Origin of the sequence: Micromonospora sp. NPDC007230, assembly GCF_042869115.1 — a bacterium.
Taxonomy (GTDB): Bacteria; Actinomycetota; Actinomycetes; order Mycobacteriales; family Micromonosporaceae; genus Micromonospora.
In genome coordinates, this window is sequence record NZ_JBIAFE010000010.1 from 46483 (window position 1) to 73182 (window position 26700).

The 26700-nt window shown below is 71.5% G+C and carries 27 protein-coding genes and 1 pseudogene; 16 read left to right on the forward strand and 12 right to left on the reverse strand.

The features are described from left to right. Positions 1-9: 9 nt before the first annotated feature. The 3 genes from ACFYML_RS16100 (at position 10) to ACFYML_RS16110 (ending at position 3108) form a co-directional block, all read left to right on the forward strand. A complete protein-coding gene (locus ACFYML_RS16100; protein WP_387421353.1) occupies positions 10-969 on the forward strand; it encodes an ATP-binding cassette domain-containing protein in 960 nt (319 codons plus the stop codon). Between the two features lie 18 nt (positions 970-987). Then, a complete protein-coding gene (locus tag ACFYML_RS16105) occupies positions 988-1743 on the forward strand; it encodes an ABC transporter permease (RefSeq protein WP_073839888.1) in 756 nt (251 codons plus the stop codon). Positions 1744-1806: 63 nt separating this feature from the next. Next, positions 1807-3108, forward strand: coding sequence for an MFS transporter (locus tag ACFYML_RS16110; RefSeq protein WP_387421354.1), 1302 nt, complete (start codon positions 1807-1809; stop codon positions 3106-3108). 254 nt (positions 3109-3362) lie between these two features. On the opposite strand, the gene ACFYML_RS16115 is transcribed toward ACFYML_RS16110, so the two are convergent. The 3 genes from ACFYML_RS16115 to mycP are packed head-to-tail and all read right to left on the reverse strand — an operon-like array spanning position 3363 to position 5808. Continuing rightward, positions 3363-4016 carry an O-methyltransferase gene (locus tag ACFYML_RS16115; RefSeq protein ID WP_387421355.1) on the reverse strand — a complete coding sequence of 218 codons (654 nt, stop codon included), beginning with the start codon at positions 4014-4016 and terminating at the stop codon, positions 3363-3365. A 9-nt stretch (positions 4017-4025) separates the two neighbouring features. Next, the gene (locus tag ACFYML_RS16120) at positions 4026-4682 is read right to left on the reverse strand and encodes a Maf family protein (protein WP_387421357.1); all 657 of its coding nucleotides are present in this window, start codon (positions 4680-4682) and stop codon (positions 4026-4028) included. Positions 4683-4692: 10 nt separating this feature from the next. Further along, a complete protein-coding gene (gene mycP, locus ACFYML_RS16125) occupies positions 4693-5808 on the reverse strand; it encodes a type VII secretion-associated serine protease mycosin (RefSeq protein WP_387421522.1) in 1116 nt (371 codons plus the stop codon). A gap of 866 nt (positions 5809-6674) precedes the next feature. Here mycP and ACFYML_RS16130 point away from each other — a divergent pair. Further along, a complete protein-coding gene (locus tag ACFYML_RS16130) occupies positions 6675-7142 on the forward strand; it encodes a hypothetical protein (protein WP_387421358.1) in 468 nt (155 codons plus the stop codon). Positions 7143-7216: 74 nt separating this feature from the next. On the opposite strand, the gene ACFYML_RS16135 is transcribed toward ACFYML_RS16130, so the two are convergent. Both ACFYML_RS16135 and ACFYML_RS16140 read right to left on the reverse strand, forming a co-directional pair. Further along, a complete protein-coding gene (locus tag ACFYML_RS16135) occupies positions 7217-7669 on the reverse strand; it encodes a hypothetical protein (RefSeq protein WP_387421359.1) in 453 nt (150 codons plus the stop codon). Between the two features lie 100 nt (positions 7670-7769). After that, complete coding sequence (locus ACFYML_RS16140; RefSeq protein ID WP_387421360.1) at positions 7770-7982, reverse strand: acyl-CoA carboxylase subunit epsilon; 213 nt, start codon at positions 7980-7982, stop codon at positions 7770-7772. Between the two features lie 91 nt (positions 7983-8073). Here ACFYML_RS16140 and ACFYML_RS16145 point away from each other — a divergent pair, with 91 nt between their 5' ends. Together ACFYML_RS16145 and ACFYML_RS16150 are read left to right on the forward strand one after the other, a co-directional pair. Beyond that, on the forward strand, positions 8074-10077 hold the full coding sequence (locus ACFYML_RS16145) for a protein kinase (RefSeq protein ID WP_387273249.1): 2004 nt from the start codon (positions 8074-8076) through the stop codon (positions 10075-10077). An 89-nt stretch (positions 10078-10166) separates the two neighbouring features. After that, positions 10167-10397, forward strand: coding sequence for a hypothetical protein (locus ACFYML_RS16150; RefSeq protein ID WP_387421361.1), 231 nt, complete (start codon positions 10167-10169; stop codon positions 10395-10397). 88 nt (positions 10398-10485) lie between these two features. Here the strand turns inward: ACFYML_RS16150 and ACFYML_RS16155 are convergent, their stop codons facing one another. Both ACFYML_RS16155 and ACFYML_RS16160 read right to left on the reverse strand, forming a co-directional pair. Then, positions 10486-11238: a GH25 family lysozyme gene (locus tag ACFYML_RS16155; protein ID WP_357437692.1), complete on the reverse strand. Its 753-nt coding sequence runs from the start codon at positions 11236-11238 to the stop codon at positions 10486-10488. A 124-nt stretch (positions 11239-11362) separates the two neighbouring features. Continuing rightward, positions 11363-11854 (reverse strand): Uma2 family endonuclease, encoded by a 492-nt coding sequence (locus tag ACFYML_RS16160; RefSeq protein WP_387421523.1) that lies wholly within the window; start codon positions 11852-11854, stop codon positions 11363-11365. Positions 11855-12022: 168 nt separating this feature from the next. Between ACFYML_RS16160 and ACFYML_RS16165 the strand changes: the two genes are divergently transcribed. The 4 genes from ACFYML_RS16165 (at position 12023) to ACFYML_RS16180 (ending at position 15357) form a co-directional block, all read left to right on the forward strand. Next, a complete protein-coding gene (locus ACFYML_RS16165) occupies positions 12023-12766 on the forward strand; it encodes a M50 family metallopeptidase (protein WP_387421362.1) in 744 nt (247 codons plus the stop codon). A gap of 112 nt (positions 12767-12878) precedes the next feature. Further along, complete coding sequence (locus ACFYML_RS16170) at positions 12879-13862, forward strand: ketopantoate reductase family protein (protein WP_387421363.1); 984 nt, start codon at positions 12879-12881, stop codon at positions 13860-13862. A gap of 63 nt (positions 13863-13925) precedes the next feature. Next, positions 13926-14426, forward strand: coding sequence for a SigE family RNA polymerase sigma factor (locus ACFYML_RS16175; protein ID WP_387421364.1), 501 nt, complete (start codon positions 13926-13928; stop codon positions 14424-14426). Continuing rightward, positions 14419-15357 (forward strand): hypothetical protein, encoded by a 939-nt coding sequence (locus ACFYML_RS16180; protein ID WP_387421365.1) that lies wholly within the window; start codon positions 14419-14421, stop codon positions 15355-15357. The genes ACFYML_RS16175 and ACFYML_RS16180 overlap by 8 nt, the downstream gene beginning before the upstream one ends. 90 nt (positions 15358-15447) lie before the next feature. On the opposite strand, the gene ACFYML_RS16185 is transcribed toward ACFYML_RS16180, so the two are convergent. Beyond that, positions 15448-17031: an acyl-CoA carboxylase subunit beta gene (locus ACFYML_RS16185; protein WP_387421367.1), complete on the reverse strand. Its 1584-nt coding sequence runs from the start codon at positions 17029-17031 to the stop codon at positions 15448-15450. Between the two features lie 97 nt (positions 17032-17128). Between ACFYML_RS16185 and ACFYML_RS16190 the strand changes: the two genes are divergently transcribed. Together ACFYML_RS16190 and ACFYML_RS16195 are read left to right on the forward strand one after the other, a co-directional pair. Next, on the forward strand, positions 17129-18004 hold the full coding sequence (locus ACFYML_RS16190) for a biotin--[acetyl-CoA-carboxylase] ligase (protein ID WP_387421368.1): 876 nt from the start codon (positions 17129-17131) through the stop codon (positions 18002-18004). A 128-nt stretch (positions 18005-18132) separates the two neighbouring features. Next, positions 18133-18705 carry a PH domain-containing protein gene (locus ACFYML_RS16195; protein ID WP_387421369.1) on the forward strand — a complete coding sequence of 191 codons (573 nt, stop codon included), beginning with the start codon at positions 18133-18135 and terminating at the stop codon, positions 18703-18705. A 94-nt stretch (positions 18706-18799) separates the two neighbouring features. Here ACFYML_RS16195 and ACFYML_RS16200 read toward each other — a convergent pair whose 3' ends face one another. Together ACFYML_RS16200 and ACFYML_RS16205 are read right to left on the reverse strand one after the other, a co-directional pair. Continuing rightward, on the reverse strand, positions 18800-19519 hold the full coding sequence (locus tag ACFYML_RS16200; protein ID WP_387421370.1) for a GtrA family protein: 720 nt from the start codon (positions 19517-19519) through the stop codon (positions 18800-18802). A 63-nt stretch (positions 19520-19582) separates the two neighbouring features. Continuing rightward, positions 19583-20476, reverse strand: coding sequence for a GtrA family protein (locus tag ACFYML_RS16205; RefSeq protein ID WP_387421371.1), 894 nt, complete (start codon positions 20474-20476; stop codon positions 19583-19585). 136 nt (positions 20477-20612) lie between these two features. Here ACFYML_RS16205 and ACFYML_RS16210 point away from each other — a divergent pair, with 136 nt between their 5' ends. The 4 genes and pseudogenes from ACFYML_RS16210 to ACFYML_RS16225 all read left to right on the forward strand — a co-directional run bounded on the left by ACFYML_RS16210 (position 20613) and on the right by ACFYML_RS16225 (position 25400). Further along, positions 20613-22457, forward strand: coding sequence for a phosphoenolpyruvate carboxykinase (GTP) (locus ACFYML_RS16210; RefSeq protein WP_387421372.1), 1845 nt, complete (start codon positions 20613-20615; stop codon positions 22455-22457). 37 nt (positions 22458-22494) lie between these two features. Next, positions 22495-23353 (forward strand): annotated as a pseudogene (locus ACFYML_RS16215) (hypothetical protein). 99 nt (positions 23354-23452) lie between these two features. After that, positions 23453-24598, forward strand: coding sequence for a geranylgeranyl reductase family protein (locus ACFYML_RS16220; protein ID WP_387421373.1), 1146 nt, complete (start codon positions 23453-23455; stop codon positions 24596-24598). A gap of 31 nt (positions 24599-24629) precedes the next feature. Next, positions 24630-25400, forward strand: coding sequence for an isoprenyl transferase (locus tag ACFYML_RS16225; RefSeq protein WP_387421374.1), 771 nt, complete (start codon positions 24630-24632; stop codon positions 25398-25400). 38 nt (positions 25401-25438) lie between these two features. Here the strand turns inward: ACFYML_RS16225 and otsB are convergent, their stop codons facing one another. Both otsB and ACFYML_RS16235 read right to left on the reverse strand, forming a co-directional pair. Continuing rightward, complete coding sequence (gene otsB / locus ACFYML_RS16230) at positions 25439-26263, reverse strand: trehalose-phosphatase (RefSeq protein ID WP_387421375.1); 825 nt, start codon at positions 26261-26263, stop codon at positions 25439-25441. Between the two features lie 67 nt (positions 26264-26330). Continuing rightward, a complete protein-coding gene (locus ACFYML_RS16235; protein WP_357437736.1) occupies positions 26331-26684 on the reverse strand; it encodes a hypothetical protein in 354 nt (117 codons plus the stop codon). Between the last annotated feature and the right edge of the window lie 16 nt (positions 26685-26700).

The following is a 26700-nucleotide window of genomic DNA, read 5'->3' on the forward strand; positions in this document are numbered from 1 at the left end:
GGAGCAGAGATGATCGAGACCAGGGGGCTGCGGAAGTCGTTCCGCTCCCGCGCGGGTCGCGAGACGAAGACCGTGGACGCGGTTCGGGGCGTCAACCTCGACGTCGCCGAGGGGGAGATCTTCGGCTTCCTCGGCCCGAACGGCGCCGGCAAGACCACCACGCTGCGGATGCTCGCCACTCTCATCGAGCCCGACGGTGGCGAGGCCACCATCGCCGGGGCGGACCTGCGCAAGGATCCGGCCGAGGTGCGCCGCCGGATCGGCTACGTGGCCCAGGGCGGCAGCACCTGGGACGAGTCCACCGCCCGCGAGGAGCTGGTGCTGCATGCCCGGCTCTACGGCATCGGCAAGGCCGAGGCGCACCGCCGCGCCGCCCGCGCCCTGGACGCCTTCCAGCTCAGCGACTACGCGGACCGCAAGTGCAAGACCTACTCCGGCGGCCAGCGCCGGCGGGTCGAGATCGCGCTCGGCATCATCCACGAGCCGAAGATCGTCTTCCTGGACGAACCGACCACCGGCCTGGACCCGCAGAGCCGGGCGCACATGTGGGACGAGATCCGCCGCCTGCGCGCCGAGGGGATGACGGTCTTCATCACCACGCACTACCTCGACGAGGCGGACGCGCTCTGCGACCGGATCGCGATCATGGACCACGGTGAGGTGGTCGCCGAGGGCACCCCGGCCGAGCTGAAGCGGGAGATCTCCGGCGAGGTGGTGCTCGTCGGCCTCGACGCCGCGGCCACCCCGCGCGCCGCCGAACTGCTCGACACCGAGGCGTACGTCAGCAAGCTGGAGACCGTCGACGAGGGTGGCCTGCGCCTCTACGTCGACGAGGGGGCCACCGCCATCCCGCAGGTGCTGCGCCGCCTCGACGGCGCCGGACTGGACCTGCGCTCCATCGAGCTGCACCGCCCCAGCCTCGACGACGTCTTCCTCACCAAGACCGGCCGCTCGCTGCGCGAGTCCTGACCAACCGGAGAAGCTGTCATGAAATTCGCCCGCGACACCTGGCTGATCTTCCAGCGCCAGTTCCAGCTGCTGCTCCGCAACCCGGTCTGGCTCTTCGTCGGCGTCTTCCAGCCGGTGATGTACCTGCTGCTCTTCGCCCCGCTGCTCAAGGCGGCGCTGAACGCGCCGACCCAGGCCGCGGCGTACAAGATCTTCGTCCCCGGCCTGCTGGTGCTGCTGGCCATCTTCGGCGGCCTGTTCCAGGGCTTCGGCCTGATCGCCGAGCTGCGCGCCGGGGTCATCGAACGCTCCCGGGTCACCCCGGTCAGCCGGCTCGCCCTGCTGCTCGGCCGTTCGCTGCGGGACGTGGTCTCGCTGATCGCGCAGGCGATCATCATCACGCTGCTGGCGCTCCTGTTCGACCTGCGCGTCTTCATCGGCTACCTGCTGCTGGCATACCTGATGCTGGCCCTGATCGCGCTGATGACCTCGGCCGTCTCCTACGGTGTCGCGCTCAAGGTCAAGAGCGAGGACGCACTCGCCCCGCTGATGAACACCGTCGCCCAGCCGGTGCTGCTGCTCTCCGGCATCCTGCTGCCGCTCGCCCTGGCCCCCGGCTGGCTCCAGGGCATCGCCAACTGGAACCCGTTCTCGTGGGCGGTCGACGGGGTCCGCGCGCTCTTCGCCGGTGACCTGAGCAACGACAAGGTCTGGCAGGGGCTGACGATCATCGCGGTGCTCGCCGTCGCCGGGGTGGTCTGGGCCGCGCGGCAGTTCGCCCGCAGCGTCCGCTGACCCGACGAGAGCTGCCTCTCACCAGAGGTGGGGCGCCGGCCCGACGCGCGTAGCGTAAGGCCAGTGCCCCACCTCAGCCGTGACAAGACGACCTGGTTGACCTATGCCCAGCTGGGGCTCTGGGGCTTCTTCCTCTACGGCTTCGGCCCGGTCGTACCGCTACTCCGTGACGAACAGGGCACCAGCGCCGCCGTCGCGGGCCTGCACAGCACCGGCATCGCCGTCGGCGCGATCCTCGGCGGGGCCCTCTTCGCACCGGCCGCCCGCCGCCTCGGCCGCGGCCGGGCCACCTGGCTCGGCCTCGCCGGCGTGGCGGCCGGCGTCACCGCCCTCGGGCTGCTGCGCCCACTGCCCGCCACCCTCGCCGCCGTCGCGGTGATCGCGACCTTCGGCATGATGGTGATCAGCGGGGTCAGCGTGCTGCTCACCGCCCACCACGGGCCGGCGGCGCCCGCCGCGCTCACCGAGGCCAACGCCGTCGGCGCCGGCATGGGCATCCTCGCCCCGCTGGTCATCGGTGCCACCGTGAACGCCGGTCTGGGCTGGCGGCCGGTGCTGGCCGTCGAGGTCGGGCTGATCGCGCTGGTCGCCCTCGCCGCCCTGACCTTCCGGGTACGCCTGCCGAAGAACGGCCCCGCCGCCGCGGCTGCCGCCGACCCGGTCGGCGTGACCGCCCCGGCCGCCGCCGACCCGGTTGTGCCCTCCTCGGCGGCCGATCCTGCGTTGGTCGCCCCGGCTCCCGCCGCACCGGACGGACGTGCCGGTGACCGGGCGGCCCACCGGCTGCCCCGGGCGTACTGGATCGCCTGGGTGCTCATGTCGGTCACCGGCTCGATCGAGGTGTGCCTGTCGCTCTGGACCGCCGACGTGCTGCGTACCCACGCCGGGCTCGGCGCCGGCGGCGCCTCGGCGGCCGTCGCCGCGATCGTCTGCGGGATGTTCGTCGGCCGGGTGGTCGGCGGCCGGTTCGCGCTGCGCTGGCCGCCGGTGCCGCTGCTGCTCGCCGCGCTGGCCGTCTCCCTGGTCGGGTTCCTCGTCTTCTGGTCCGCCCCGGTCGGCTGGCTGGCGGTCACCGGCCTGGTCGTGCTCGGGTTGGGCAACGCCCTGCACTACCCGCTGGCGCTCTCCATCGCCCTCGCCGCCGCCGGGCCGGGCGCGGACAAGGCGGCCGGCTGGTCGTCGTACTCGATGGGGGTGGGCTTCGGGATCGCGCCGGTCGCCCTCGGCTGGGTGGCCGACGGCATCGGACCGCACCTGGCCTTCCTGCTGCTGCCCGGCTTCATCGCCGCCGCCGTGCTGCTCACCCTGCGGCTCGGCCGGGCGCTGCGCGCCCCGGCCGCCACCCCCCAGCCGCTCGCCGCCTGACCGCCCCTCGTCGGCGTCGGCCCACGTCGCTGGCGCCCTCGCTGCCGCCGGCTCAGTTCGCCGATATGGCGGTATCGCGGGCCAGTGGATACCGCGACTTCGCCGACCTCGCGTGCGCCGGCACACGTCGCCGATGTGGCGGTATCGCGGGGCGATGCGCCACGGGAGCCCCGACGGTAGGCGTCCAGTTCGCCGAGGTGGCGGCTTCCGGTGGGTCGGGACACCGCCAGCTCGGCGATCCGGCGGGTCGCGTCTCAGCGCACCCGGGCGAGGCTGACGCCGTCGGCGATGGGCAGCATGACCACGTCGACCCGGACATCGGCCAGAATCTCGTCGTTGAACGCGGCGATGGCCCGGTCGTCGGCATTCTCCGGGGCGAGCACCCGGCCGCCGCGCAGGGTGTTGTCCACCGCGATGACCCCGCCCGGCCGCATCCGGGGCACCAGCTCGTCCCAGTACACCGGGTAGCCGACCTTGTCCGCGTCGATGAACGCGAGGTCGAGATGCCGCTCCCAGGGCAGCTCCCGCAGCCGGTCCGCGGCCGGGCCGATCCGCAGGTCGATCCGGTCCTGCACACCGGCCCGCGCCCAGTACCGCCGGGCGATGCCGGTGTACTCCTCGGAGATGTCGAAGCAGGTCAGCCGGCCGCCATCGGCGAGCCCGCGGGCGATCGCCAGCGCGGACAGCCCGGTGAACGTGCCCACCTCCGCCGCCCGCCGCACGTCGAGCAGTCGGGTGAGGAAGGTCAGGAACGCGGCCTGCTCCGGCGCGACCTGCATGCCGGCCTGCTCCGGCAGGGCAGCCCGGGTCTCCTCGGTCAGTTCACGGACGATCTCGTCCGGCGCCGACCCGTGCGCGACGAGGTACGCGTGAAGTTCCGGAGTGAGCGGCAGCGGTTTGGTGGTCATGACCGGACGTTAACCGAGATGCTCGATCTCCTGGCCGCCAGGCGCGACCTTCGTCCACAGGTCGGTGACACTCAGCTCCAGTTCGCCGAGCAGACTGCGCAGCAGCGGCAGGCTCAACCCCACCACCGTGCCCGGGTCGCCCTCGATGCCGGTCAGGAACGCGCCGCCCAGCCCGTCGATGGTGAACGCCCCGGCCACCGCCAGCGGCTCGCCCGTCGCCACGTACGCGGCGATCTCCTCGTCGCTGATGTCCGCGAAGTGCACCGTGGTCGACGCGACCGCCTCCGCCCGCGACCCGTGGCGCACGTCGATCAGGCAGTGCCCGGTGTGCAGCACCCCGCTACGCCCGCGCATCCGCTGCCAACGGCGGGTGGCGTCCGCCGCGTCCGCCGGCTTGCCCAGAATCTCCCCGTCGAACGCCAGCACCGAGTCGCAGCCGAGCACCAGCGTCCGCTCATCCGGCGTGACGCGCAACCGGCCCCGCACCGCCTGCGCCTTCAGCCGGGCCAACTCCAGGCACAGCTCCTCCGCCCGGTCGCTGACCACCTGCGACTCGTCAACGCCGCTGACCAGCACGTCGGGTTCGATCCCGGCAGCCTGGAGCAGCTTGCGGCGGGCAGGGCTCTGCGAGGCGAGTACGAGGCGCAGCGGCATGGAGGTCGACACGTGAGCGACGCTACCGGCTGATCCGCGGTGGCGGGTCGTCGGCACGTCGACGCCGCCGCCACACGAGATAGCCACCGCCCGCCGCCAGCAGGACGCCCAGCGTCGCCAGGCCACGCGCAGTCGCGCCGCCGTCCCCGCCCTCATCCTCCGGCGCCGCCCTGGTCGGAACGGGCGCGGTCGCCGCCGTCGACCCGAAACCCAGCGGGGGTACGTCCGCCGTGAGCGCCGCGACCAGGTCGATGACGCCGTAGCCGTACTCGTCGTCCCGGCCGGGCGGCCCCTTGTCGATCGCGGTGGCGGTCAGCCGGTGCGCGACTTCCTCGGCGGGGAGGTGGGGATACTTGGACCGGATGAGCGCAGCGGCCCCGGCAACGATCGCTGTCGCATCAGAAGTGCCGGTCCCCACGCGATACGTGCCGTTGATGCTGGTGCTGTAGATGTCCTCCGCCGGGGCCGCCACGTCGATCTGTGGACCAGTGACCGAGATGGCCGCATGATTCCCCTTCCTGTCGACGCCCCCGACGGCAATAACGCCCGGCTCACTAGCCGGATAGCCGACGTTGAGATCAGCGGGGAAGTTTCCTGCGCCAGCGACAACTACAATGTTTGCTTGCAGGGCCGCCCTTATTGCTCGTTGTAGACGGATGGTTGCGCCAGCAACGGCGGAAATGCTGATTACATCGGCCCCTTGAGCTGTGGCGAATTCGATGCCTGCTGCTAGGTCTTCTGTATCTCCGCCTTCACTCGAGTTTTTTCCGCGGATTGGAAGTATCTTCGCTTCGGGTGCTACCCCCAAGGCGCCGGCATTGCCGTTTTGGCCATGCGCAGCGATGAGGCCTGCCATGCCAGTTCCATGACCGTCGGAGTCGGTGCGCCCATCACCTGCACTGCCTGCTGTGGTTTCCATGCCCACAAGCAAGTTCCTTTGTAGGTCTGGGTGGGGTGCCACACCTGTGTCGGGAACAGCTACAGTGACGCCGGCCCCTTGAGTTATTTTCTGTGCCTCCTCTGCCTTCAAGTAGCGCAGATGCCATTGATTTTGCCGAACCGTTGCAGTGTCAGGCGATGAGGGAGTCGCGAAGGCGGGCGGCGTCGAGGTAAGCGCTATTGCACATATAGCTGATATGGCGGCGACTTGAGCTCTAGGGCCCTTCACCTATCAAACCCGATGGCCGGACCGGGATCGATGGGGCCCTTGTCATCTGGTGGGCGAACGACAGGCGGTACCCCTTTGTCGGTCTCCCATGGATTATCTGGATCCCATGGTCGAGGACAATCGTCCCCGCGAGATCCCTGCGGCAAACGAGTGGAAGTGCCACCACCTCCCGGATTAACTGAGCCGGGCGATCCCCCGATGGGAGTGATGCCATGCGGTCCAGCAAGTTGCGAAGCTCTCCCTGCGCCCGGGCGGGAACCAGCGGCACCTGACGGCGCGGTCCCTGCGCCGCCGCCACCGATGACTCCGCCAACCGGATTTATACGACGCGGAGGTACAGCCGCTCCTGGGTGGCCAAGGTTGTTCCCAAGCGCGCCGCCGATCAGTCCACCAGGCGGTAGGCCCTTAACCGGGCTGGCAGAGGTGAGACCCTTCGCGCTTTCTGCCTTTGGCCGGCTCATGGGCCCACTCGGTTCGCGGAACTGGCTTGGCGACGTCGGGCGGCCTGGGGAACCTGGGAACGTTGGAGGGGATGGTGGGGCGCCGACGCTTGGCTGAGACGGCGATGTTGACGGCATGAGAGGGGCTGCGCCTGGGTTAGCCGGTGCTAGCCCTGCTCCTGCCCCGCCAAGGATGGGACCGATGCCGGGTGCGACAGGAGCCGATACGGGCTGCCCTCCCGACGTTCGCGGGTTAACGCGACCTGCAGTCCTGGAGGCTGCGAAAGGAACAGGCACCACCGGGGGGATGACGGGAGGCTGCGCTGAAGGCTCTGATGGCCCTGCTGAATGATCGATGCTTGGCCAAGTTCGCGGTGGGGGTTGGCGGAGCATTACTTGGGCTTGTTGGAGTTCGCCGCTCAACCCCGTCATCAACCCCCGCGCCTGCACGTTCAGCCGTTCCAGGTCCGCGTCCGTCACCGGCGGCTGCTGTGGCAGGCGGCTGCCGGCCACGGCCTTCGGGTCGGCGAGTGTCGCCTCGTACGCCTGCTTCTGCTCGAGCTTGGACGCGTACTCGTCGTAGAGCGGCTTGAGTTCGGCCCGGGTGCTGCCGATGGCGCGGGTGGCGGCGGCGAGCGCGTCGTAGTTCGCGGCGGCGGCGTCGTGGGTGCGCTGCACCTTGTCGATGAGCTGGTCCAGCTCGCCGAGGTACGCGCGCGCGGCGGCGTTGGTGTCCGGCGGCCATGCCGCGGCGAGGCCGCGGCGGTATTCCTGCAACCGCCCGAGGTGGGTCAGGGCGAGGTCGCAGACCTTGCGCCAACCGGCGACCTGCTTCCACTGCCCGCTGGTGTCCTGGTCCTGTAGGCACGCCCACATGCTGAGCACGTCCATCAGGTGCCAGTCGGTGAGCCCGGAGGTGCGCCCGCCGCCCCGTTCGATCACGGCAGCACCACCGGCCGGTCGTCATCGGCCGTGGGGTCGGTGAGCGCCGGCAGTGGGCGGCTCCCGCCGCTGGCGGAGCGGGCGAGGGCCTCCTGCACGTCCGCGACCCGGGCGGAGGAGAACGCGTCGGAGTCCGCGTACCTGGTGGCGATCAGGTGTGCGGCGCCGGCCAGGTGGCCGGTGGCGGGCACCAGGCCCCAGACCACTTCGGCGGTCGCCGTCTGCGTCTCGTGGTGCGCCTGGAGGAACTGCACCAGCTCGATGAAGGCGTCGGCGGGGTTGGGGACAGCCGCCTTCATGTCGTCGGCGATGTACGACAGGTGTGGGGCGTAGTTGCGGACGACCTCGTCCTGGAGACGGTCGGCGAACTCGCGCATCTGCCGGATGTCCGCCTCGATGCCGCCGTAGCCACGCAACCAACCCGCTGGCTGGCTCTCCTCGGGGATCATCGACCCTCCCTGCCTGTCACCGCACCGTCTCCCTGAGTGAGGTTAATGGCTCACCACGGATCTCGGCAGTCCCGCCCGCCTGGTCGTGCCCCGGGAAGGGTCAGCGGGGGAGGCCGGAGGCGCGCCACGCGCCCGGGCTCGCGACAAGCGCGGTGCCCACCGGACGGGCGCTGCGCGTCCACCGCGACACGGCGGCCGGGGCGGGAGCGGCGGCCGGCCGGGTCCGGACCACGAGCGCCCCGACCAGGGCGGCCAGCTCCTCGGCGGTGGGCACCCCGCGGACGATCCGGAACAGCGGCTCTTCGGCAGACATGGCCCAAGGGTACGCGTCGAGAACTTGACCTTCGCCGCACAGTGGCGTGCCGGCGGTGTGACCGTCGGAGCATCCGGGTACCGTCTCAGCGATGTCTGACGCGCTTCCCCAACTCGTTGCTGACCGGTATCGGCTCATCTCGCCGCTCGGCCAGGGCGGCATGGGTCGGGTGTGGAAGGCGCGTGACGAGGTGCTGCACCGGGACGTGGCCATCAAGGAGCTCGTCCCGCCGCCGAGCCTCACCCCGGAGGAGCGCCGCGAGATGCGGGAACGCTCGCTGCGGGAGGCGCGGGCGATTGCCCGGCTCAACAACATCAACGTGGTCCGCATCTTCGACGTGCTGCGCACCGACGGCGATCCGTGGATCGTCATGGAGTACGTGCCGTCCAGGTCGTTGCAGGACACCATCGCCGAGGACGGTCCGGTGTCCACGGCCAAGGCCGTCCAGATCGGCCTCGGGGTGCTGGGCGCGCTGAAGGCCGCGCACAAGGCCGGCATCATGCACCGCGACGTCAAGCCGGGCAACGTGCTGCTCGGCAACGACGGCCGGGTGGTGCTCACCGACTTCGGCCTGGCCACGATCCCCGGCGACCCGAACGTGACCCGCACCGGCATGGTGCTCGGTTCGCCCGCGTACATCGCGCCGGAGCGGGCGCGGGACGGCACCGCGGGGCCGGAGGCCGACCTCTGGTCGCTGGGCGCGACCCTCTACGCGGCGGTCGAGGGCAAGTCGCCGTACGCCCGGCCGTCGGCGATCGCCACCCTGGCCGCGCTCGCCACCGAGCCGATGCCGCCGCCGAAGAACGCCGGGCCGCTCAAGCCGGTCCTGCAGGGCCTGCTGCGCAAGGACCCGGCCGAGCGGATCACCGCCGAGGTGGCGGAACGCCTGCTCCGCAAGGCTGCCGGGCGGCGCGCGAAGAGCATCTCGCTGCTGGACGGCGTACGCCGGCCCGGGCCGAACGGTCCGCGCGAGCCGCGCCCGCCGCTGGTCCCGGGGCCGCGTCCGGTCGACGGCCGCGCCGAACGGTCGTCCACCCCGGCCCCGCGCAAGCCCAACCTGGGCCCGGCCGCTGCCGCGGGCGCGGCCGCCGCCACCGCGAAGGTTTCCGGCGGCGCGGAGGCGGCCACCGCGAAGCTGACCCCGCCGGCCGCCGAGCCGACCGCGAAACTCGATCCCACGCCGGAGCCCGTCCTCGACGAGACGAGGGTGGACGGACCGGAACTGGCCGCCGGCGAGACCCGGGTGGACGGAATCGATCCGGCCCTCGACGAGACGCAGGTGGACGGCGAGCCTGTCGCCGACGACCGGGCGGAGCCGCTGGCCCCGCCGAAGAATCCGACCTCGGTTCTGGCGGCGCCGGTGAGTCCGGCGCCGTCGACCGGCCGGGCCGCGGTCGTCCCGGGTACGAAGCCGGAGCGCAACCGCCGCAACCTGCTGATCGGTGCGCTGGTCGCGGTGCTGCTGATCGGCCTCGCGGTGGCCGTGCCACTGCTCAACAGCGGCGATGACGGCGGTGACGATAATCCTCCGGCTGCCGCGACTTCGGCCGCCGTGCCGCCCCCGACAGGTGCCGTGCCGACCTCGGCCACCCCGAGCAGCGCCGCCCCCAGCCAAACCCCGTCCGCGACCCCCTCGGCCTCCGCCGGCACCCTGCCCACCGGCTGGCACTACTACAAGGGCTCGAACGGCTTTCAGGTGCCGATTCCGGACGGCTGGCACGCCAGCGCCCGCTCCGGCTCCGTCACCATCACCGAGCCCAACGGTCTGCGTGAGCTGTTCATCCAGTGGACCGACCGGCCCGAGAAGGACGCGTACGCTGACTGGAAGTCGAAGGAGCCGGCGCGCAAGAACTACGTCAACAACTATCAGTACCTGGACATCAAGCGCTGTGACGGCTACTACCGCACCTGCGCCGACTGGGACTGGCTGGAGACCCGGGACGGCATGCGCATCCACGTGCGCAACCGGGGTGTGGCCACGGCCAGCAACCGGGGCTACGCGCTCCGGTGGGAGGTGCCGGAGAAGGACTGGGCGGCCAACCTGGCCAACTGGGACGTGATCACCAAGAACTTCAAGCCGGACCGAGCGAACTGAGACCAGGTCGGGCGGCATCGCCAAACTGATCCGCATGGCCTTCCGTCGTCGAGGGTAATGGAAGTTGCGACGACGGAAGGAGGTACGACATGGGTTACCGACACAAGGACACCGGGCCCCGGCTGGCACTGTGGATGCTGGTCGCGCTCGGGGACATCGTCCTGCTGCTGGTGAGCGCCGGCCTCGCCGCGCCGGTCGCGGTGCTCGCGGTCGTGGCTCTCGTCGTCGCGGGGGTGGTGGCCTGGCGGCTGGCCCGGCGCACCACCCTGGCCGGGCGGGCTGCGATTCCCGTGCCGGCCGGCACGCGACGCCGGGCCTGACCGGGCGCCACAGACGACATCGGCGGCAGCCGGACGGGCTGTCACGTGACAGCCGGTCCCGCTGCCGCCGACCGGTTCGTGAGGGCCGTCAGGTGTTGTTGGCCAGCGCGATCAGGCGGGTCCGGTCACCGTTCCAGTAGTTGCGGTCCACGTTGCCGCTGATCCCGGAGACGCTGCCGGTGCTGGTGTACTGCCAGAAGCTCCAGAACGGGGCGCCGGCCGGCAGGGTGCCGGGCGTGCTCGCCCAGCGGGCCAGCCAGAGCGGGTGGTTGGCCCACGGTCCCGTCCAGCTGCCGGTGCACTGGTTCCACCAACTCGTGGTCGTGTAGATGACCGCGTACCGGCTGGTCCGGGACTTGTAGGTGTTGAGGAAGTCCTGGATCCAGTTGCGCATGCCGGTGGTGCTCAGGCCGTAGCAGTAGCCGCCGCTGTACGGGTTGGCCTCCATGTCGAGCGCGGCGGGCAGGGTGCGGCTGTCAGCCGACCAGGCGCCGCCGTTGCTGGCCAGGAAGTTGGCCTGGGTGGCCCCGGAGGAGATGTTCGGCCGGGCGAAGTGGTACGCCCCGCGGATCACGCCCGCGTTGTACGCGCCGACGTAGTTGGCGCCGAACCTCGGGTCCTTGTAGGTGGTGCCCTCGGTGGCCTTGATGAAGGCGAACTGGATGCCGGCGTTCCGGACACTGGTCCAGTTGATGCTGCCCTGGTAGTTCGAGACGTCGATGCCGGGGGTGGTGGCGGCCGTTGCCGGTCCGGCGGTGGCGACGAGGGCCGCCATCGCGGTGGCGGCGACGGTGAGGCCGGCGGCGAGCAACCGGCGTACGGAGAGCCTGCTACGAGCCATTGATCCCTCCAGAGATGGACGTTGACTTATATCCATACTTGGAGGTAAGTGCCTTGCATCGCAAGGGGGCTTAAAGAAATTTTCATTGACGGTCATCAGCGCTTCGCTGGCCGCTCAGGGCCGGTCAGCGCAGCGTGGCAGGGTCCAGTGCCCAGCGGAACGGCTCGGTGAGCGCCAGCGTTTCGCCGGCCTTCGCCACCCGCTCCTCGACGTAGTGGCCGTTGTCGAGCCGGTACAGCCGCAGCGCGTGGCTCTCGCCGTCCTGCTCCACGAGCAGGTACCAGGGAATCCGGGCGATGGCGTAGAGCTGCATCTTGACCAGGCGGTCGGCGGCGGCATTCCCGGGCGAGACGATCTCGCAGACCAGCCTGACCTCGCCTGCCTCGATGACCGTGCCCTCGTCGTCGGTGTTCGCCACGACGAGGTCCGGAATGACGATCCGATCGGCCCTGAGCCGGACATTCACGGCCTCGAAGACCAACAGCCCGTCCGGCGCGACCGCCGACTCAGCCGAGTTGGCGAGGCGACGTGAAACGGTCTGGTGTCGCTTGCTCGGGGCAGGGCTCACGATCAGGCTCCCGTCGAGCAGTTCGATCCGGTTACGGCTCTCGCCCATGGCGAAGTAGTCGGCCTCGGTCCAGAGGCCGACGTGCTGGTCAAAGGGCTGAAGGGGGGCCGCACTCACCGCGTTCACCTCCCGCTCCGTTCGCCACCCGGTCAGTCTCACACGATACGAGGCCGCGCCCGCCAACCGACACAGCTCGGGCCGGTAGGCTGCCCGCCCATGCCCTTCATCGACGGCCTCACCACCCTCTGGGACAAGCTGTTGAGCGCGCAGCCCGACCCGCCGCCCCTGCTGGTGCTGGTCACCGCCGCCGTCGCGCTGGCGGTGGTCGCCACCCGCGTGCCCTGGCGGATCGCCCGCAACGCGGTGACCATCGCGCACGAGGGCGGCCACGCGCTGACCGCGCTGCTGACCGGTCGGAAGCTGCGCGGCATCCGGCTGCACTCGGACACCTCCGGGCTCACCCTCTCCGCCGGCCGCCCCACCGGGCCGGGCATGATCTTCACCCTGCTCTCCGGGTACGTCGCCCCGTCGCTGGTCGGCCTCGCCGGGGCGTGGCTGCTCGCCGGCAACCGGATCACCCTGCTGCTCTGGGTCGCGGTGGTGCTGCTGCTGGCCATGCTGGTGATGATCCGCAACGTCTTCGGCGTGCTGTCGCTGCTGGCCACCGGCGGAGTGGTGCTGGCGGTGTCCTGGTACGCGTCGCCGCAGGTGCAGGCGGCCTTCGCCTGGGCGTCGGTCTGGTTCCTGCTCCTCGGCGGCGTACGCCCGGTGGTCGAGCTGCAACGGCTGCGCAGCCGGGGGCGGATGCCCGAGTCCGACGCCGACCAGCTCGCCCGGCTCACCCCGTTCCCGGCGCTGTTCTGGGTGACGGTCTTCGCCCTGGTCAACCTGGCCGTCCTGGTCGGCGGTGCGCTGCTGCTCGCCGGCCCGATCCTCAACGACGCGGGCGTCACCCGGTAGTGACGCCGGGCCGTTGGCCGCGCGACGGCGGGACGTCGACGTCGCGGACACCGGCCAGCGCTGGCTGGCCCACCTCGCCACGGCGGGCTGACCCGCGAGGCAGAATCAGACCGTGCGATACGTGATCATCGGAGCGGGCGCGGTCGGCGGCACCATCGGCGTACGGCTGGGTGAGGCCGGCCGCGACGTGACGCTGGTGGCCCGCGGCGCGCACCTGGACGCGATCCGGGAGCGGGGGCTGGTCCTGCGGACGCCGGACGGTACGGTGACCAGCCGGCTGCCCGCCGTGTCCGGGCCGGGCGACCGGCCGCTGCCGGCCGACACCGTGCTGGTGCTCACGGTCAAGTCGCAGGACACCGAGGCGGCGCTGGCGACCTGGGTGGACACCCCGGTCGAGGGCGGCGGCACGGCGGGGGAGCGGCTGCCGATCGTCCTCGCCCAGAACGGCGTCGCCAATGAGCGGGCCGCCCTGCGCCTCTTCGCCCGGGTGCACCCGGTCTGCGTCTGGCTGCCCGCCACCCACCTGGAACCAGGTGTGGTGGTCGCCAACGGGCACCCGCACCCGGGGATGCTGCACCTGGGCCGCTATCCGTCCGGATCGGACGACACCAGCCGGGCGGTGGCCGCCGACCTGGCCGCCGCCGGGTTCGTCGCGCCGGTTCGTGACGACGTGATGCGCTGGAAGTACGGCAAGCTGCTCGGCAACCTCGGCAACGGCCTCCAGGCGCTGCTCGGCTCGGACATCCCCGAGCCGCTCGCCGCCCGCGTACGCGCCGAGGGGGAGGCCACGCTGGCCGCCGCCGGCATCGCGCACACCACCCCGGCGGAGGAGGCTGCGGAGCGGGGCGACCGGGTGCGCCACCGGCCCGTCGACGGTGCCCAGCGGGCCGGCGGCTCCACCTGGCAGAGCCTGGCCCGGGGCGCGGGCTCGGCCGAGGCCGACCAGCTCAATGGGGAGATCGTGCTGCTCGGCCGGCTGCACGGCGTGCCGACCCCGGCGAACGCGGCGGTCCAGGCCGCGGTCCGCCGGGCAGTCCGCGAGCGCATCCCGGCCGGCCGCTTCCCGCTCACCGAGTTGGAGAAAATGGTCGGCTGACCGGGCAACCGCACCGCCGATCCCAGGCGTCTCACCTGCGACCGCCACGGGGGAGGTAGCAGCGTGCCGGACGTCGACGGGTTCGACGAGTTCTACCGCGGCAGCCGGCAACGGCTGCTCGGCTTCGTCTACGTGCTCACCGGCAACCTCGCCGAGGCCCAGGACGCAGTGCAGGAGGCGTACATCCGGGCCTGGCAGCGCTGGTCGACGGTGAGCGGGTACGACGACCCGGAGGCGTGGGTACGGGTGGTGGCCAGCCGGATCGCGGTGAGTCGTTGGCGCAGCCTGCGCAGCCGCGCCCGAGCGTACCTGCGGCACGGGGCGGAGGAGAGCGTCGCGCCGCCCAGCGCCGACACCGTCGAGGTGGTGGCCGCGCTGCGCCGGCTGCCCGAGGAGCAGCGCACGGCCATCGCGCTCTACTACCTGCTCGGCATGCCGGTCGCCGAGGTCGCCCGGGAGACGGCGGCTCCGGTCGGCACGGTGAAGGCGCGACTGTCCCGGGGCCGCGCCGCGCTCGCCGGGCTGCTCGCCGTCGTGGATGTGGAGGAGGCCGCCGATGCGTGACGACGACCTGGCATTCGTCGAACTGGTGCAGCGGGAGTTGGGGGACGTCCGCTGGCCCGAGCCGGTCGAGATCCGGGCCCGGGCCCGGCGCCGCAGCCGGCGTACGACGGTGGCGGCGCTGGCCGTGCTCACGGTCGCCTCGGCCGCCGTGGTCGTGGTGGCGGCCCGCCCCGATCCGGCTGAGCCGCCGTCCATCGTTGCCGGGCCGCCGCCCGCGTCCGGTCCGTCGTCCGCTCCACCGGCGACCGGAGAGCCCGAACCGACCCCACCACGGCGCTCGCCGATGGCCTCGCCCGCCGCCGAGGTCCCGCTGGACGTGCTGCTGCAACCCACCGACGTCAAGGCGAAGACCGAGGCCCCGGTGACCGAGGCGGGCCTCGGCGAGGGGGTTCAGCTCGATGCGATGCTGCTGTCCTGCCGCAAACTACAGGGGCAGTCGGCCGACTGGGAGCCGTCCCGCTACTCCCGCTCGCTGACCCTGCTGCGGAACCGGCCGGGCGAGGCCGAGCAGCCACCGAATGACGTGCTGCTCAACCAGGACGTCTACCGCGTCGCGCCGGACGTGGCCCAACGGATCTTCGCAGAGATGGCCGAGGTGCTCGCGCCATGCCGGCAGTGGCGGTCCAGCGGTCCGATCCTGTGGCAGGGAAGGACGATCAGCGCGCAGGCCGTGCACTCCTGGGAGGAGGTCGACCGGAACTTCGCCGGCGACGAATCGGTGCTGCTGCGGCACACGGTGACCCAGGCCCGGAACCTGGACACCGGAAAGCCGCTGGGCGAGGTGTCCGAGTCCGACAGCACCGCAGTCGTCCGGGTCGGCGACCTGATCTCGGTCATCAGGGTTGGCGGTGCCGGCGCCGAATCCGACCTGCGCCGCCTGGCCGGGGTCGCCGCGGACCGGATGTGCGCCGCCGCCAATCCCCGCTGCTGACCACCTGAAGATCCGCGCGACTCCGGGAAACCCGCTGCCCCAAGCGGGTGGGAGCCGACTTTCCCGAAGTCGCGCGGACCAGGCGGAGCCTCAGAGCGGGATGTTGCCGTGCTTCTTGGGGGGCAGGGTCTCGCGCTTGGTCCGGAGCACCCGCAGGGCCCGGACGATCTGGGTCCGGGTCTCGTGCGGCGGGATCACGCTGTCGACGTACCCGCGTTCGGCGGCGATGTACGGGTTGGCCAGGGTGTCCTCGTACTCGGCGATCTTCTCGGCCCGGACGGCCGCCGGGTCGTCGGCCTTCGCCAGGTCCTGTCGGTAGAGGATGTTCACCGCGCCCTGCGCGCCCATCACCGCGATCTGCGCGGTCGGCCAGGCGAAGTTCAGGTCCGCGCCGAGGTGCTTGGAGCCCATGACGTCGTACGCGCCGCCGTACGCCTTGCGGGTGATCACGGTGACCTTCGGGACGGTGGCCTCGGCGTACGCGTAGATGAGTTTCGCGCCGCGGCGGATGATGCCGTCCCACTCCTGCCCGGTGCCGGGGAGGAAGCCGGGCACGTCCACGAAGGTCAGCACCGGGATGTTGAACGCGTCGCAGGTCCGCACGAACCGGGCGGCCTTCTCCGACGCGGCGATGTCCAGCGTGCCGGCGAACTGCATCGGCTGGTTGGCGACCACGCCGACCGGGCGTCCCTCGACCCGACCGAAGCCGACCACGATGTTCTGCGCGTAGAGGGGCTGGACCTCCAGGAACTCGCCGTCGTCGAGGACGTGCTCGAGGACCCGGTGCATGTCGTACGGCTGGTTGGCCGAGTCCGGGATCAGCGTGTCCAGCTCCCGGTCGGAGTCGGTGACGTCGAGGTCGGCCGGGGACTCGAAGACCGGCGGCTCGTCCAGGTTGTTCGACGGCAGGTACGACAGCAGCGCCTTGACGTACTCGATCGCGTCCTCCTCGTCGGTGCCGAGGTAGTGCGCGTTGCCGCTGCGGGCGTTGTGGGTCCGGGCGCCGCCCAGCTCCTCCATCCCGACGTCCTCGCCGGTGACCGTCTTGATCACGTCGGGGCCGGTGATGAACATGTGCGAGGTCTGGTCGACCATCACGGTGAAGTCGGTGACTGCCGGCGAGTAGACCGCGCCGCCGGCGCACGGGCCCATGATCAGGGAGATCTGCGGGATGACGCCACTGGCCCGGACGTTGCGGAAGAAGATCTCGCCGTAGAGACCGAGCGAGGCGACGCCCTCCTGGATCCGCGCGCCGCCGGAGTCGTTGATCCCGACGACCGGGCAGCCGATCTTCATGGCCAGGTCCATCACCTTGACGATCTTCTCGCCGAAGACCTCGCCGAGGGAGCCGCCGAAGACCGTGAAGTCCTGGGCGAAGACGCAGATCTGCCGGCCGTCCACGGTGCCGTAGCCGGTCACCACACCGTCGCCGTACGGCCGGGTCTTGTCCAGGCCGAAGTTGGTGGAGCGGTGCCGGGCGAACTCGTCCAGCTCGACGAAGGAGCCCTCGTCGAGCAGCATCTCGATCCGCTCCCGGGCGGTCTTCTTGCCCCGCGCGTGCTGCTTCTCGACCGCGCGCGCCGACCCGGCGTGCACCGCCTCGTCGACCCGGCGTTCCAGGTCCGCCAGCTTGCCGGCGGTGGTGTGGATGTTGATCCCGGTCTCGGTAGTCACCCAGGGAATATAACGATGGTTCAGGTGGGCGCGGCTGTGCAGTGCGCCTCACCGCCTTCCGGGCGACCGCCCGCCGCGGGGGCCGTAGGCTGGCGGGATGCCCAGCTCGCCGTACACCAATCTGGACCGCCCGCCGCTGTCGGCGGCCCGGCTGCGGCGCGCGCTCGTCGCCCCGCACGGGCCGTGGCGCCGGCTGGAGTTGCGCGCGGAGACCGGGTCCACCAACGCCGACGCGGTCGAGGCCGCGCGGGCCGGCGAGCCGGAGGGGCTGGTGGTGGTGGCGGAGCGGCAGACCGCCGGCCGCGGCCGGCGCGGCCGGGTCTGGCAGTCGCCGCCCCGGGCCGGCATCGCGACCAGCGTCCTGCTCCGGCCTGGCGAGGCCGTCGCGGAGCGCGACTGGTCGCCCGTGCCGTCCCTGCGGTACGGCTGGCTGCCGCTGCTCGCCGGGGTCGCGCTGGTCGAGGCGGTGGCCCGGCTGGCCGAGCTGGACGCCCACCTGAAATGGCCCAACGACCTGCTCGTCGACGGCGCCAAGTGCGCGGGCGTGCTGGCCGAGGCGGTGCCGGGCGACGCGCCGGACCAGCCGCCGGCGATCGTGGTGGGCATCGGGCTCAACGTGACGCTGCGCGCCGACGAGCTGCCGGAGAACCCGACCGGGCTGCCCGCCACCTCGCTCCAGCTCGCCGGGGCCGTCGCCACCGACCGGGACCCGCTGCTGCGCGCCCTGCTCCGCTCCCTCTCCGACTGGTACGACCGCTGGCGTTCGGCCGGCGGCGACGCGGTCGCCAGCGGCCTGCGGGATGCCTACCTGGCCGCCTGCGCCACCGTCGGCCGGCAGGTCCGGGTGCTGCTCCCCGACGGCCGGGAGGTGCACGGCACCGCCACCGGGGTGGACCCGGACGGCCAGCTGCTGGTCGACGGCCCGGCCGGGGAGCTCCGCCTCGCCGCCGGCGACGTGCTGCACGTGCGCTGAGCGGAAGGGCCCTTGCTGCCGCCTTCGGGATAGGAAGGGACCCCGCCCAACACCCGCCGCGCGGCTGATCCCGTGGACGAGCGTCGACCGGTTACGGTCAGCGCGTCCTGTTCTGCGAGGAGGTTCCCGTGGCATTCCCCGAAGACGTGCTCACCGAGGACGAGCACGTCGTGCTGCACCTGCACCCGCACTGGAAGGCCCTGATCCGGCCGGTTCTGGTGCTGGTGCTCGCCATCGCGGCGGTGGTCGCGGGCTGGGTCCTGCTGCCCGAGGGCGACGGCGGCATGATCGCGCTCTACGTGATCGCCGCCCTCGGCCTGGTGCTGGTGCTCTGGCTGGGCCTGTGGCCGTTCCTGCTCTGGCGCACTACGCACTACCTCTTCACCAACGAGCGGGTGCTGCTGCAGGAGGGGGTTTTCTCCCGTAACCGGCGGGACCTGCCGCTGACCCGGGTCAACGACCACTCGATGCACCAGCGTTTCGTGGAGCGGCTGCTCGGCTGCGGCACCCTCACCATCGAGTCGGCCGGTGAGCGCGGCCAGTCGGTGCTCGCCGACGTGCCGCACGTCGACAAGGTGCAGACCAAGCTCTACGAGCTGGTCGAGGCCCACCACGACAAGCACTCGCTGGGTGACGGCGAGATGCGCGAGATCCTGGCCGACATGCACGAGGGCAAGTCCCTCCGCGACCCGTCCGCCTGACCCTCGCCTTGTTGATCAAGAAGTTTGCGCCGGATCCATCGGTGGTCCGGCGCAAACTTCTTGATCAACTTTGCTCGCGGTGCCCGCGGCCGGATCAGCGGCGGGGGCGGCGGGGGGTGGGCTGGAGTTCGGCGGCGAGTTCGGCGTCCAGGTCGGCACCGAGGATCCGGCCGAGGCCGGCATCCGCCGCCGCGGGTCGGCTCTGGGTCGGCGCGTAGTCCGGCCGGTGGTCGGCCGCCCGGGCAGCCCGCGGGGCCGGCCGGGGCTCGGTCTCCTCCAGCTCGCTGACCGACTCGGCCAGCTCCGCCACCGGGTCCATCTCGCCCACGTTGTCCCATTCGTCGCGCGGGATGCTGTGCCAGTTCTCCTTCGCGTGCTGCGGAGCCGGCTGGAAGACGAACGTCCGGTACGACCAGAAGCGGAACATGGTGGCGAGCAGGACACCGCCGGTCTTCGCGATGTTCAGCATGAGCAGGCTGGTCACGCCGAAGCCGTACTTCGCGGCCGCCAGTACGCCGAGTTCGATGAGCAGTCCGGTGGCGTTGAACAGGAAGAACAGGACGTATTCGCGGCGCAGGGCCGACTTCGGTCGATCCCGGTACGTCCAGTGCCGGTTCATCAGATACGACGTGATCGTCGCGACGATGGTGGCCACCACCGTCGCCTTGAGCTGGCCGTCGCGGAAAACCGTGAGTGCCAGCGCGTTGAACACCGCGTAATTGATGACGGTGTTGATGCCGCCGACGATGCCGAATTTGAGCGCCTCGTGGATGAACTTCCGCCAGCGCTCGGGCAGCAGACGGACTCCAGGCATGCGAAACACCTTAGGGCAGCGGGCAGGGCCGGCTCGGCCCGGCGGGACGGGATGGGCGCTGGGTCACGCCCCTGACTCTCGGTCGTGGCTCGTTGCCGGAACGGGAGGAGTTCCCGCTTCCACGAAAACGAACCGCCGGTACGACCAGAATCGGAACAGCGTCCCGAGGCCGGTGCCGACGATGAAGCTGGCGATGTTGTCGGCCAGTGGGGTCTGGAACACGTGGGGCCAGAGGGCGCCCAGCCCGTAGCGACTGATCGCGAGGCAGCCCACGGCGATGCCGAGGCCGACGCCGTTGAAGAAGAAGAACAGCGCGTACTCCCGGGCCGGGTGGTTGCGCTGGCGGTGCCGCCAGGTCCAGAACCGGTTACCGAGGAACGCCAGGGTCGCGGCCACCACGGTGGAGATGGTCTTCGCCACCACCGGCGGCTCGTGCTGGACGCTGGCCAGGTAGTTGAAGAGCGCGAAGTCGACGAGGAAGGCGAGCCCGCCCACCGTGGCGAACTTGCTCAGCTCACGGACGAGGTGACCGAAACGGTCGATCAGTACCCCGAGCAGACCTCGACGGGTCTGCGGAGCCCCCGGCTGGTCTCCGGTCATCGTCGCGGCCACCCGACGAGAGTACCGGTTGGGCGTAGCTGGACGGGGTAGCAACGGCGAGCGGGCGGCACCCGGGTCAGGCGTGCCGCGCAGGGCCGGGAGGTTCGCCTGCGGGACGTTGTGGTCACGCCGCCCCGCCTCCCCGCCCGTTCCCGCCTTTGTGAACGGAGCGTAACGGGCTGTCGCCGAATTGTGGACGGGATCACGGAAGTCACGGTTGGTGGGGTGGCGGGCCGCGACGGGCCGCTCCGCCGACGTCCCGCGAAGGTTCTTCACAAGATTTGCGTGAAACTGCGCGCGAAAGCGGGTATCAGATCGCGATGCCGCAGCGTGGCCGTACCTTGTGCAGTTCTTCACAACAAGTCCCACTGACTCGCGACGCAGGCCGGTTTACGCTGAGGCCAATCCCAGGTTTCCACGAAGGCGACGCGCCAGCGCGCCAGAACTCGTGCATCCAATACATCGGTCAGCGTCGACCACAAGGAGATGTGACATGGTTGCTCCGGCTACTGTTCGGGGTATCGATCAGGCCCCGACGTCCCACCCCAAACTGCTTGCCTGGGTACGTGAGGTCGCGGAACTGACCACGCCCGATCGGGTGGTCTGGGTGGACGGGTCCGATGAGGAGTGGCGCCGCCTCACCGACGAACTCGTCGAGAACGGCACCCTGATCCGGCTGAACCCCGAGAAGAAGCCCAACTCGTTCTACGCGCGGACGGACCCGACGGACGTCGCGCGGGTCGAGGAGCGCACCTTCATCTGCTCGGTTGACGAGGCGGACGCCGGCCCCACCAACAACTGGATGGCGCCGTCCGAGATGAAGCGCACCATGACCGAGCTTTACCGCGGTTCGATGCGCGGCCGGACGATGTACGTCATCCCGTTCGTGATGGGTCCGGTCGAGGCGAAGAACCCCATGTTCGGCGTCGAGATCACCGACAGCGGGTACGTGGTCGCCTCGATGCGGATCATGACGCGGATGGGCGCCAAGGTCCTGGAGGCGATGGGCGACGACGCCGATTTCGTGCACGCGCTGCACTCGATCGGTGCCCCGCTCGCCCCCGGCCAGCAGGACGTGCCGTGGCCGTGCAACGACACGAAGTACATCTCGCACTTCCCGGAGACCCGGGAGATCTGGTCCTTCGGCTCCGGCTACGGCGGCAACTCGCTGCTCGGCAAGAAGTGCTACTCGCTGCGGATCGCCAGCGTGATGGGCCGCGACGAGGGCTGGCTCGCCGAGCACATGCTGATCCTCAAGATCACCTCGCCGGAGGGTCGGGTCTACCACGTCGCCGGTGCGTTCCCGTCGGCCTGCGGCAAGACCAACCTCGCCATGCTGGAGCCGACCATCCCGGGCTGGAAGGTCGAGACCATCGGCGACGACATCGCCTGGATGCGGTTCGGCCCGGACGGCCGCCTCTACGCGATCAACCCGGAGTTCGGCCTCTTCGGCGTCGCACCCGGCACCGACTGGAAGACCAACGCCAACGCGATGCGGACGCTGGACCGTGGCAACTCGGTCTTCACCAACGTGGCCCTCACCGACGACGGCGACATCTGGTGGGAGGGCATGGGTGAGCCGCCGGCGCACCTGATCGACTGGAAGGGCAACGACTGGACGCCGGAGAGCGGCGAGCTCTCCTCGCACGCCAACAGCCGGTTCTGCACCCCGATCGCGCAGTGTCCGATCCTGGCCGACGACTACTACGACCCGAACGGGGTGCCGATCGACGCCATCCTGTTCGGCGGCCGGCGCCGGGACACCGTCCCGCTGGTCACCGAGGCCCGCGACTGGGTGCACGGTGTCTACATGGGCGCCACGCTCTCCTCGGAGACCACCGCGGCGGCCTCCGGCGCGGTCGGTGTGGTCCGCCGCGACCCGATGGCCATGCTGCCGTTCATCGGCTACAACGCCGGTGACTACTTCCGGCACTGGATCGAGATGGGCAAGGGCGTCGACGGCGACGAGGCGAAGTTGCCCAAGATTTACTACGTCAACTGGTTCCGCAAGGACCCCGAGGGCAACTTCCTCTGGCCGGGCTTCGGCGAGAACTCCCGGGTGCTCAAGTGGATCATCGAGCGGATCGAGGGCCGCGCCGAGGCGGTCGAGACCCCGATCGGCATGGTCCCGGCCCTGGACGCGCTCGACGTCGAGGGTCTGGACATGACCCCGGAGGACGTCCGGATCGCCATGAAGGTCGACCCGGAGGAGTGGCGCAACGAGCTGCCGCTGGTCACCGAGTGGTTCGAGAAGTTCGGGGACAAGCTCCCCGGCGTCCTCTGGGCCGAACTGGACGCGCTGCGCGCCCGGCTCGACGCGGAGCAGCCGCAGCGATAGGTGTGCCGGTTGCCCGCACCGGGCAACATCGGATGCCATGAGGACGGCCGCCGAGACCATCGAGGTCCGGCGGCCGTCCGCCGTCCGGACGCTGACCCTGCTGCTCGGCGTCACGGCGGCGGCCACCGTCGTGGTCGAGCTGCTCAACTGGTGGTACGCCCCGGGGCAGGAGTTCGGGCTCGCCGTCCGGACCGGCTGGGCGATGCTCCGCTCGCTGGGTTTCCTGGTGCTGATCGGGCACGTGAACCGGGGCCGTGCCGTGGCGAAGCCGCTGGGGCTGATCCTCGCGGTGACCACGGTCTTCGCGGTGGGGCGGCTGGTCGTCCCCCGGGTGGGGGTGCCGCCGCTGCCCGGCCTGCTCGGCTTCGGGCTGCTCACCGGCCTCTGCGTGGCGGTGGTCGGGCTGCTCTACCGGTCGGACGTGGTCGGCGGCCACCTGGTCCGGCACCGCAAGGGCCTGGTCATCTCCGGTGGCCGGCTCTCCTGGCGGGAGGTCGCGCCGAAGCGTCCGGCGGTGACCGGGTGGCTGCTCACCGCCCGGGCCGCCGCGTTCACGTACAGCCCGCTGGTGCTGGTCCCGGCGCTGGTCGCGGGCGGGTCCATCCTGGACGGCCGGCTCAGCTCCGTACCCGCGGTGCTGTTCTGGTTCGCGGCCGGCATCGCGGTCAGCTATCTGGTGCTCTTCTGCACCGCGTTCCTGCTGCGCGGCCGGAGCTGGGCCCGGAAGCTGCTGGTCGCGATCACCCTCGGCACGCTCGCCGTCGACCTGCCGCTCTGCTGGTGGCTCCTCGGCCTGGACGGCCTCGTCCGCGACGGCGCCCCCCCTCCTGGCCGCCGCCGCCCTGGCCCTCTACTCCCTCCACCGCACCCACCCCACCCCCACCTCCGCGGGTTGATTAAGAAGTTTGCGTCCGGATCCGACCGGACGGCGACGCAAAGTTCTTGATCAACGCCGACGGGGGTCCTGGCGGGGGCGGCGGGGGGAGGATGGGTGGGTGGGTGAGGAGTGGGACGTGATCGTGGTGGGGGCGGGGCCGGCGGGGTCGGCCGCGGCGCTGTCCGCGCGGCGGGCCGGAGCCGCCCGGGTGCTGCTGCTGGACCGGTACGACTTTCCCCGCGACAAGGCGTGTGGCGACGGCATCGCGGCGCACGCGCTGGAGGTCCTCGCCGAGCTGGGCGTGACCGGGGCGGTCGACGGGTATGCCCCGCTGCCCGTGCTACGTCTCGTCGGGCCCGGCGGCGGCACGGTGGCGCGAGAGCTGCCCCGGCCCGCGTACACGGTGCCCCGGGCGGTGTTCGACGCGCGGCTGGTGGCCGCGGCGGTCGCGGCCGGGGTGGAGCTGCGCCGGCACGCCGTACGCCGGGTCGACCTGCGTGCCGACCGGGTGGTGCTCGACGGCGAGTTGGCCGGGCGGGCCGTGGTGGGGGCGGACGGCGCCGGCTCGGTGCTCCGCCGGGCGCTCGGCCACCCGGTGAACCCGGACCGGCACCTCGCGCTCGCCATCCGCGGCTACGCCCCGGCGCTGCCCGGGCCGCCCGAGCAGCTCATCGTCACCTCGGCCCCGCGCTGGCCGGCGTACGCCTGGTCCTTTCCGATCGGCGACGGCCGGGCGAACGTCGGGTACGGCGAGGTGCTGCGCGGCGAGCCGTTGACCCGGACGCACCTGCTGGACCGCCTGGCCGCCCTGCTGCCCGGCACCGACCCGGCCACGGTCACCGAGTTGCGGGCCCATCACCTGCCGCTCTCCACGCACCGGCCGGCGCCGGGGCGAGGTCGGGTGGTGCTGGCCGGCGACGCGCTCTCGCTGATCAATCCGTTCACCGGCGAGGGCATCTTCTACGCGCTGCGCTCCGGCGCGCTGGCCGGCGCGGCGGCGGCCGGCAGCCCGGCGCAGGCGGCCCGCCGGTACGCCGACGCCCTCCGCGGGCGGCTCGGCACGCACCTGCGGCACAGCTCGGTGGCGGCCTGGCTGGCCCGACGGCGCCAGGTGGTGGACGCGGCGGTCGGTGCGGCCCGGCGGGACGGCCGGGTCTACCGGACCGTGGTGGAGCTGGGACTGGGTGACGGACGTCTCGACGCCCGCACCCTGGCCATGATCGGCATCGGTCTCACAAACCGAGACCAGCCACCGCGACACTGATCTTCAACCTGGGTCGCTACCCTGCAAGGTGATGACTCTGCGGAAACTCCTCTACTCCGTGTACGAGCGCCGGCTGACGGCGAGGCTCGCGGGCAAGCCGGTGCCCCGGCACGTCGGCGTGATGTGCGACGGCAACCGCAGATGGGCCCGGGAGATGGGCTTCGTCGATCCGAACGACGGCCACCGGATGGGCGCGGAGCGGATCAAGGAGCTGCTGCGCTGGTGCGACGCGGCCGGCGTCGGGCACGTGACCCTCTGGCTGCTCTCCACCGACAATCTCTCCCGACCGGCCGCCGAGCTGGATCCGCTGCTCCAGATCATCGAGGACCTCACCACCGAGCTGGCCGAGGAGGGCAACCCCTGGCGGCTGCGCATGGTGGGCGCCCTCGACGTGCTGCCCGCGCACCACGCCGCCGCGCTCAAGGCCGCCGCGGAGCGCACCCGGGACCGCAGCGGCGGGGCGCAGGTCAACATCGCCGTCGGGTACGGCGGGCGGCGCGAGATCGCGGACGCGGTCCGCTCGCTGCTGCTGGAGCACGCGGCCAACGGCGGGACCATCGAGGAGCTGGCCGGCGCGATCGACGTCGACCTGATCTCTGAGCACCTCTACACCAAGGGCCTGCCGGACCCGGATCTGATCATCCGGACCAGCGGTGAGCAGCGCCTGTCCGGCTTCATGCTCTGGCAGTCGGCCCACTCGGAGTTCTACTTCTGCGAGCTCAACTGGCCCGACTTCCGTCGGGTCGACTTCCTCCGGGCCCTGCGCTCGTACGCCACCCGCCAGCGCCGCTACGGCGTCTGACCGCGGCTCGACCGCCCGGCCACCGGCCCGTGGCGCGGTCAGCGTAGCCGGGACAGGGCCGTGCTGAGGAAGTCGGCGAGGACGGCGGGTGACTCCAGGGTGAGGTCGGCGGCGTCGGCGACCTCGTGCCCGGTCTCCGGGTTGGCGACGGCCACGCAGACGCCGATGAAGTCCGGGTCGGCGGCGGCGCGGGCGCGTAGCGCGGCGAACGCCTTGAGGTCGGAGACGTCGTCACCGAAGTACCAGGCGCCGGCGGTGTCCCGGACCACCTCACCGATGACCATGCCCTTGTCCCGGTCGACCGGGGGCTTCAGTTCCAGCACCATGCGTCCGGCCTGGCAGCGCAGGCCCAGTCGCTCGGCCCGGGCCCGGCCCCATTCCTGGACCAGGTCGCCGAGCTGCGGGGCGGTGCGCCAGTGCAGGGCGACCGAGAGCCGCTTGAACTCCACGAGGGCGCCGGGCGGCAGTTCCGCGCGCGCCTGCTCGGCCAGTTCCGCCATGGTCGGCACCCAGGGCAGGGCGGCCGGCTCGGTCACGGTTTCCCCGCCGGAATGGCTGTGCTCCAGCCCGTAGAGCCCGTAGAGGTCGATGCCGTCGAGGCCGCCGAACTGGTCGCGGAGGAACTCCACCGGGCGCGCGGAGACGATGGCGATCCGGCGTACGTGCGGGGCGAGCGCCTCCAGGGCGGCGAGCACCTTCGGCGCGGGCCGTACGGCGGTGGGGTCGTCGTCGACCGGCGCCAGGGTGCCGTCGAAGTCGAAGAAGAACACCACGTCGCCGGCACGGGTGGCGGTGGCCCGCCAGGCGTGCTCCACGTCCAACGGGGTCTTCGGCTGCTGGTTGCCCAGGTTCAACGGCGGCACGCGCGACAGCGTACCCCGGTCACGGCGGCATATTCGTGGCCGAGATGTGACGTTCGGGCGACGTGGATCAGCGTTCGGCGGCTCCCCGTCCCCGACGCCCGAACGGCACCACGGCCGCCTCCGGGCCGTGGCTCAGCAGGTAGCCCTCCACGAAGCCGGTGTTGCGGTCGCCGGTGTGCGCCTCGATCTCGTTGAGCCGCGCCACCAGGAACTCGGTCAGCGCGCTGACCCGGTCGTTGAGCCGGTCGTGCAGCTCGGCGAGGACGGCGAGGACCACCGCGGTGCCGGCCGTGGTGAGCGCGAAGAGGTTGACGATCAGGGGAAGCTCCCCGCCGTTCAGTACGCCCACCACCACGTTGCCGGTCACGCACGATGTCACCGACACCACCGCGACCACGACTGCCAACCATTTCAGGGTCATGGACAGACCCCTCCTT

Coding starts and splice junctions, on each gene's coding strand:
- ACFYML_RS16155 (WP_357437692.1), bottom strand. CDS start 11,238: ATGGCTCGTAGCAGGCTCTCCGTACGCCGGTTGCTCGCCGCCGGCCTC.
- ACFYML_RS16200 (WP_387421370.1), bottom strand. CDS start 19,519: ATGCCTGGAGTCCGTCTGCTGCCCGAGCGCTGGCGGAAGTTCATCCAC.
- ACFYML_RS16140 (WP_387421360.1), bottom strand. CDS start 7,982: ATGTCTGCCGAAGAGCCGCTGTTCCGGATCGTCCGCGGGGTGCCCACC.
- ACFYML_RS16210 (WP_387421372.1), top strand. CDS start 20,613: ATGGTTGCTCCGGCTACTGTTCGGGGTATCGATCAGGCCCCGACGTCC.
- ACFYML_RS16165 (WP_387421362.1), top strand. CDS start 12,023: ATGCCCTTCATCGACGGCCTCACCACCCTCTGGGACAAGCTGTTGAGC.
- ACFYML_RS16180 (WP_387421365.1), top strand. CDS start 14,419: ATGCGTGACGACGACCTGGCATTCGTCGAACTGGTGCAGCGGGAGTTG.
- ACFYML_RS16235 (WP_357437736.1), bottom strand. CDS start 26,684: ATGACCCTGAAATGGTTGGCAGTCGTGGTCGCGGTGGTGTCGGTGACA.
- ACFYML_RS16100 (WP_387421353.1), top strand. CDS start 10: ATGATCGAGACCAGGGGGCTGCGGAAGTCGTTCCGCTCCCGCGCGGGT.
- ACFYML_RS16135 (WP_387421359.1), bottom strand. CDS start 7,669: ATGATCCCCGAGGAGAGCCAGCCAGCGGGTTGGTTGCGTGGCTACGGC.
- ACFYML_RS16115 (WP_387421355.1), bottom strand. CDS start 4,016: ATGACCACCAAACCGCTGCCGCTCACTCCGGAACTTCACGCGTACCTC.
- ACFYML_RS16150 (WP_387421361.1), top strand. CDS start 10,167: ATGGGTTACCGACACAAGGACACCGGGCCCCGGCTGGCACTGTGGATG.
- ACFYML_RS16105 (WP_073839888.1), top strand. CDS start 988: ATGAAATTCGCCCGCGACACCTGGCTGATCTTCCAGCGCCAGTTCCAG.
- ACFYML_RS16145 (WP_387273249.1), top strand. CDS start 8,074: ATGTCTGACGCGCTTCCCCAACTCGTTGCTGACCGGTATCGGCTCATC.
- ACFYML_RS16190 (WP_387421368.1), top strand. CDS start 17,129: ATGCCCAGCTCGCCGTACACCAATCTGGACCGCCCGCCGCTGTCGGCG.
- ACFYML_RS16160 (WP_387421523.1), bottom strand. CDS start 11,854: ATGGGCGAGAGCCGTAACCGGATCGAACTGCTCGACGGGAGCCTGATC.
- ACFYML_RS16225 (WP_387421374.1), top strand. CDS start 24,630: ATGACTCTGCGGAAACTCCTCTACTCCGTGTACGAGCGCCGGCTGACG.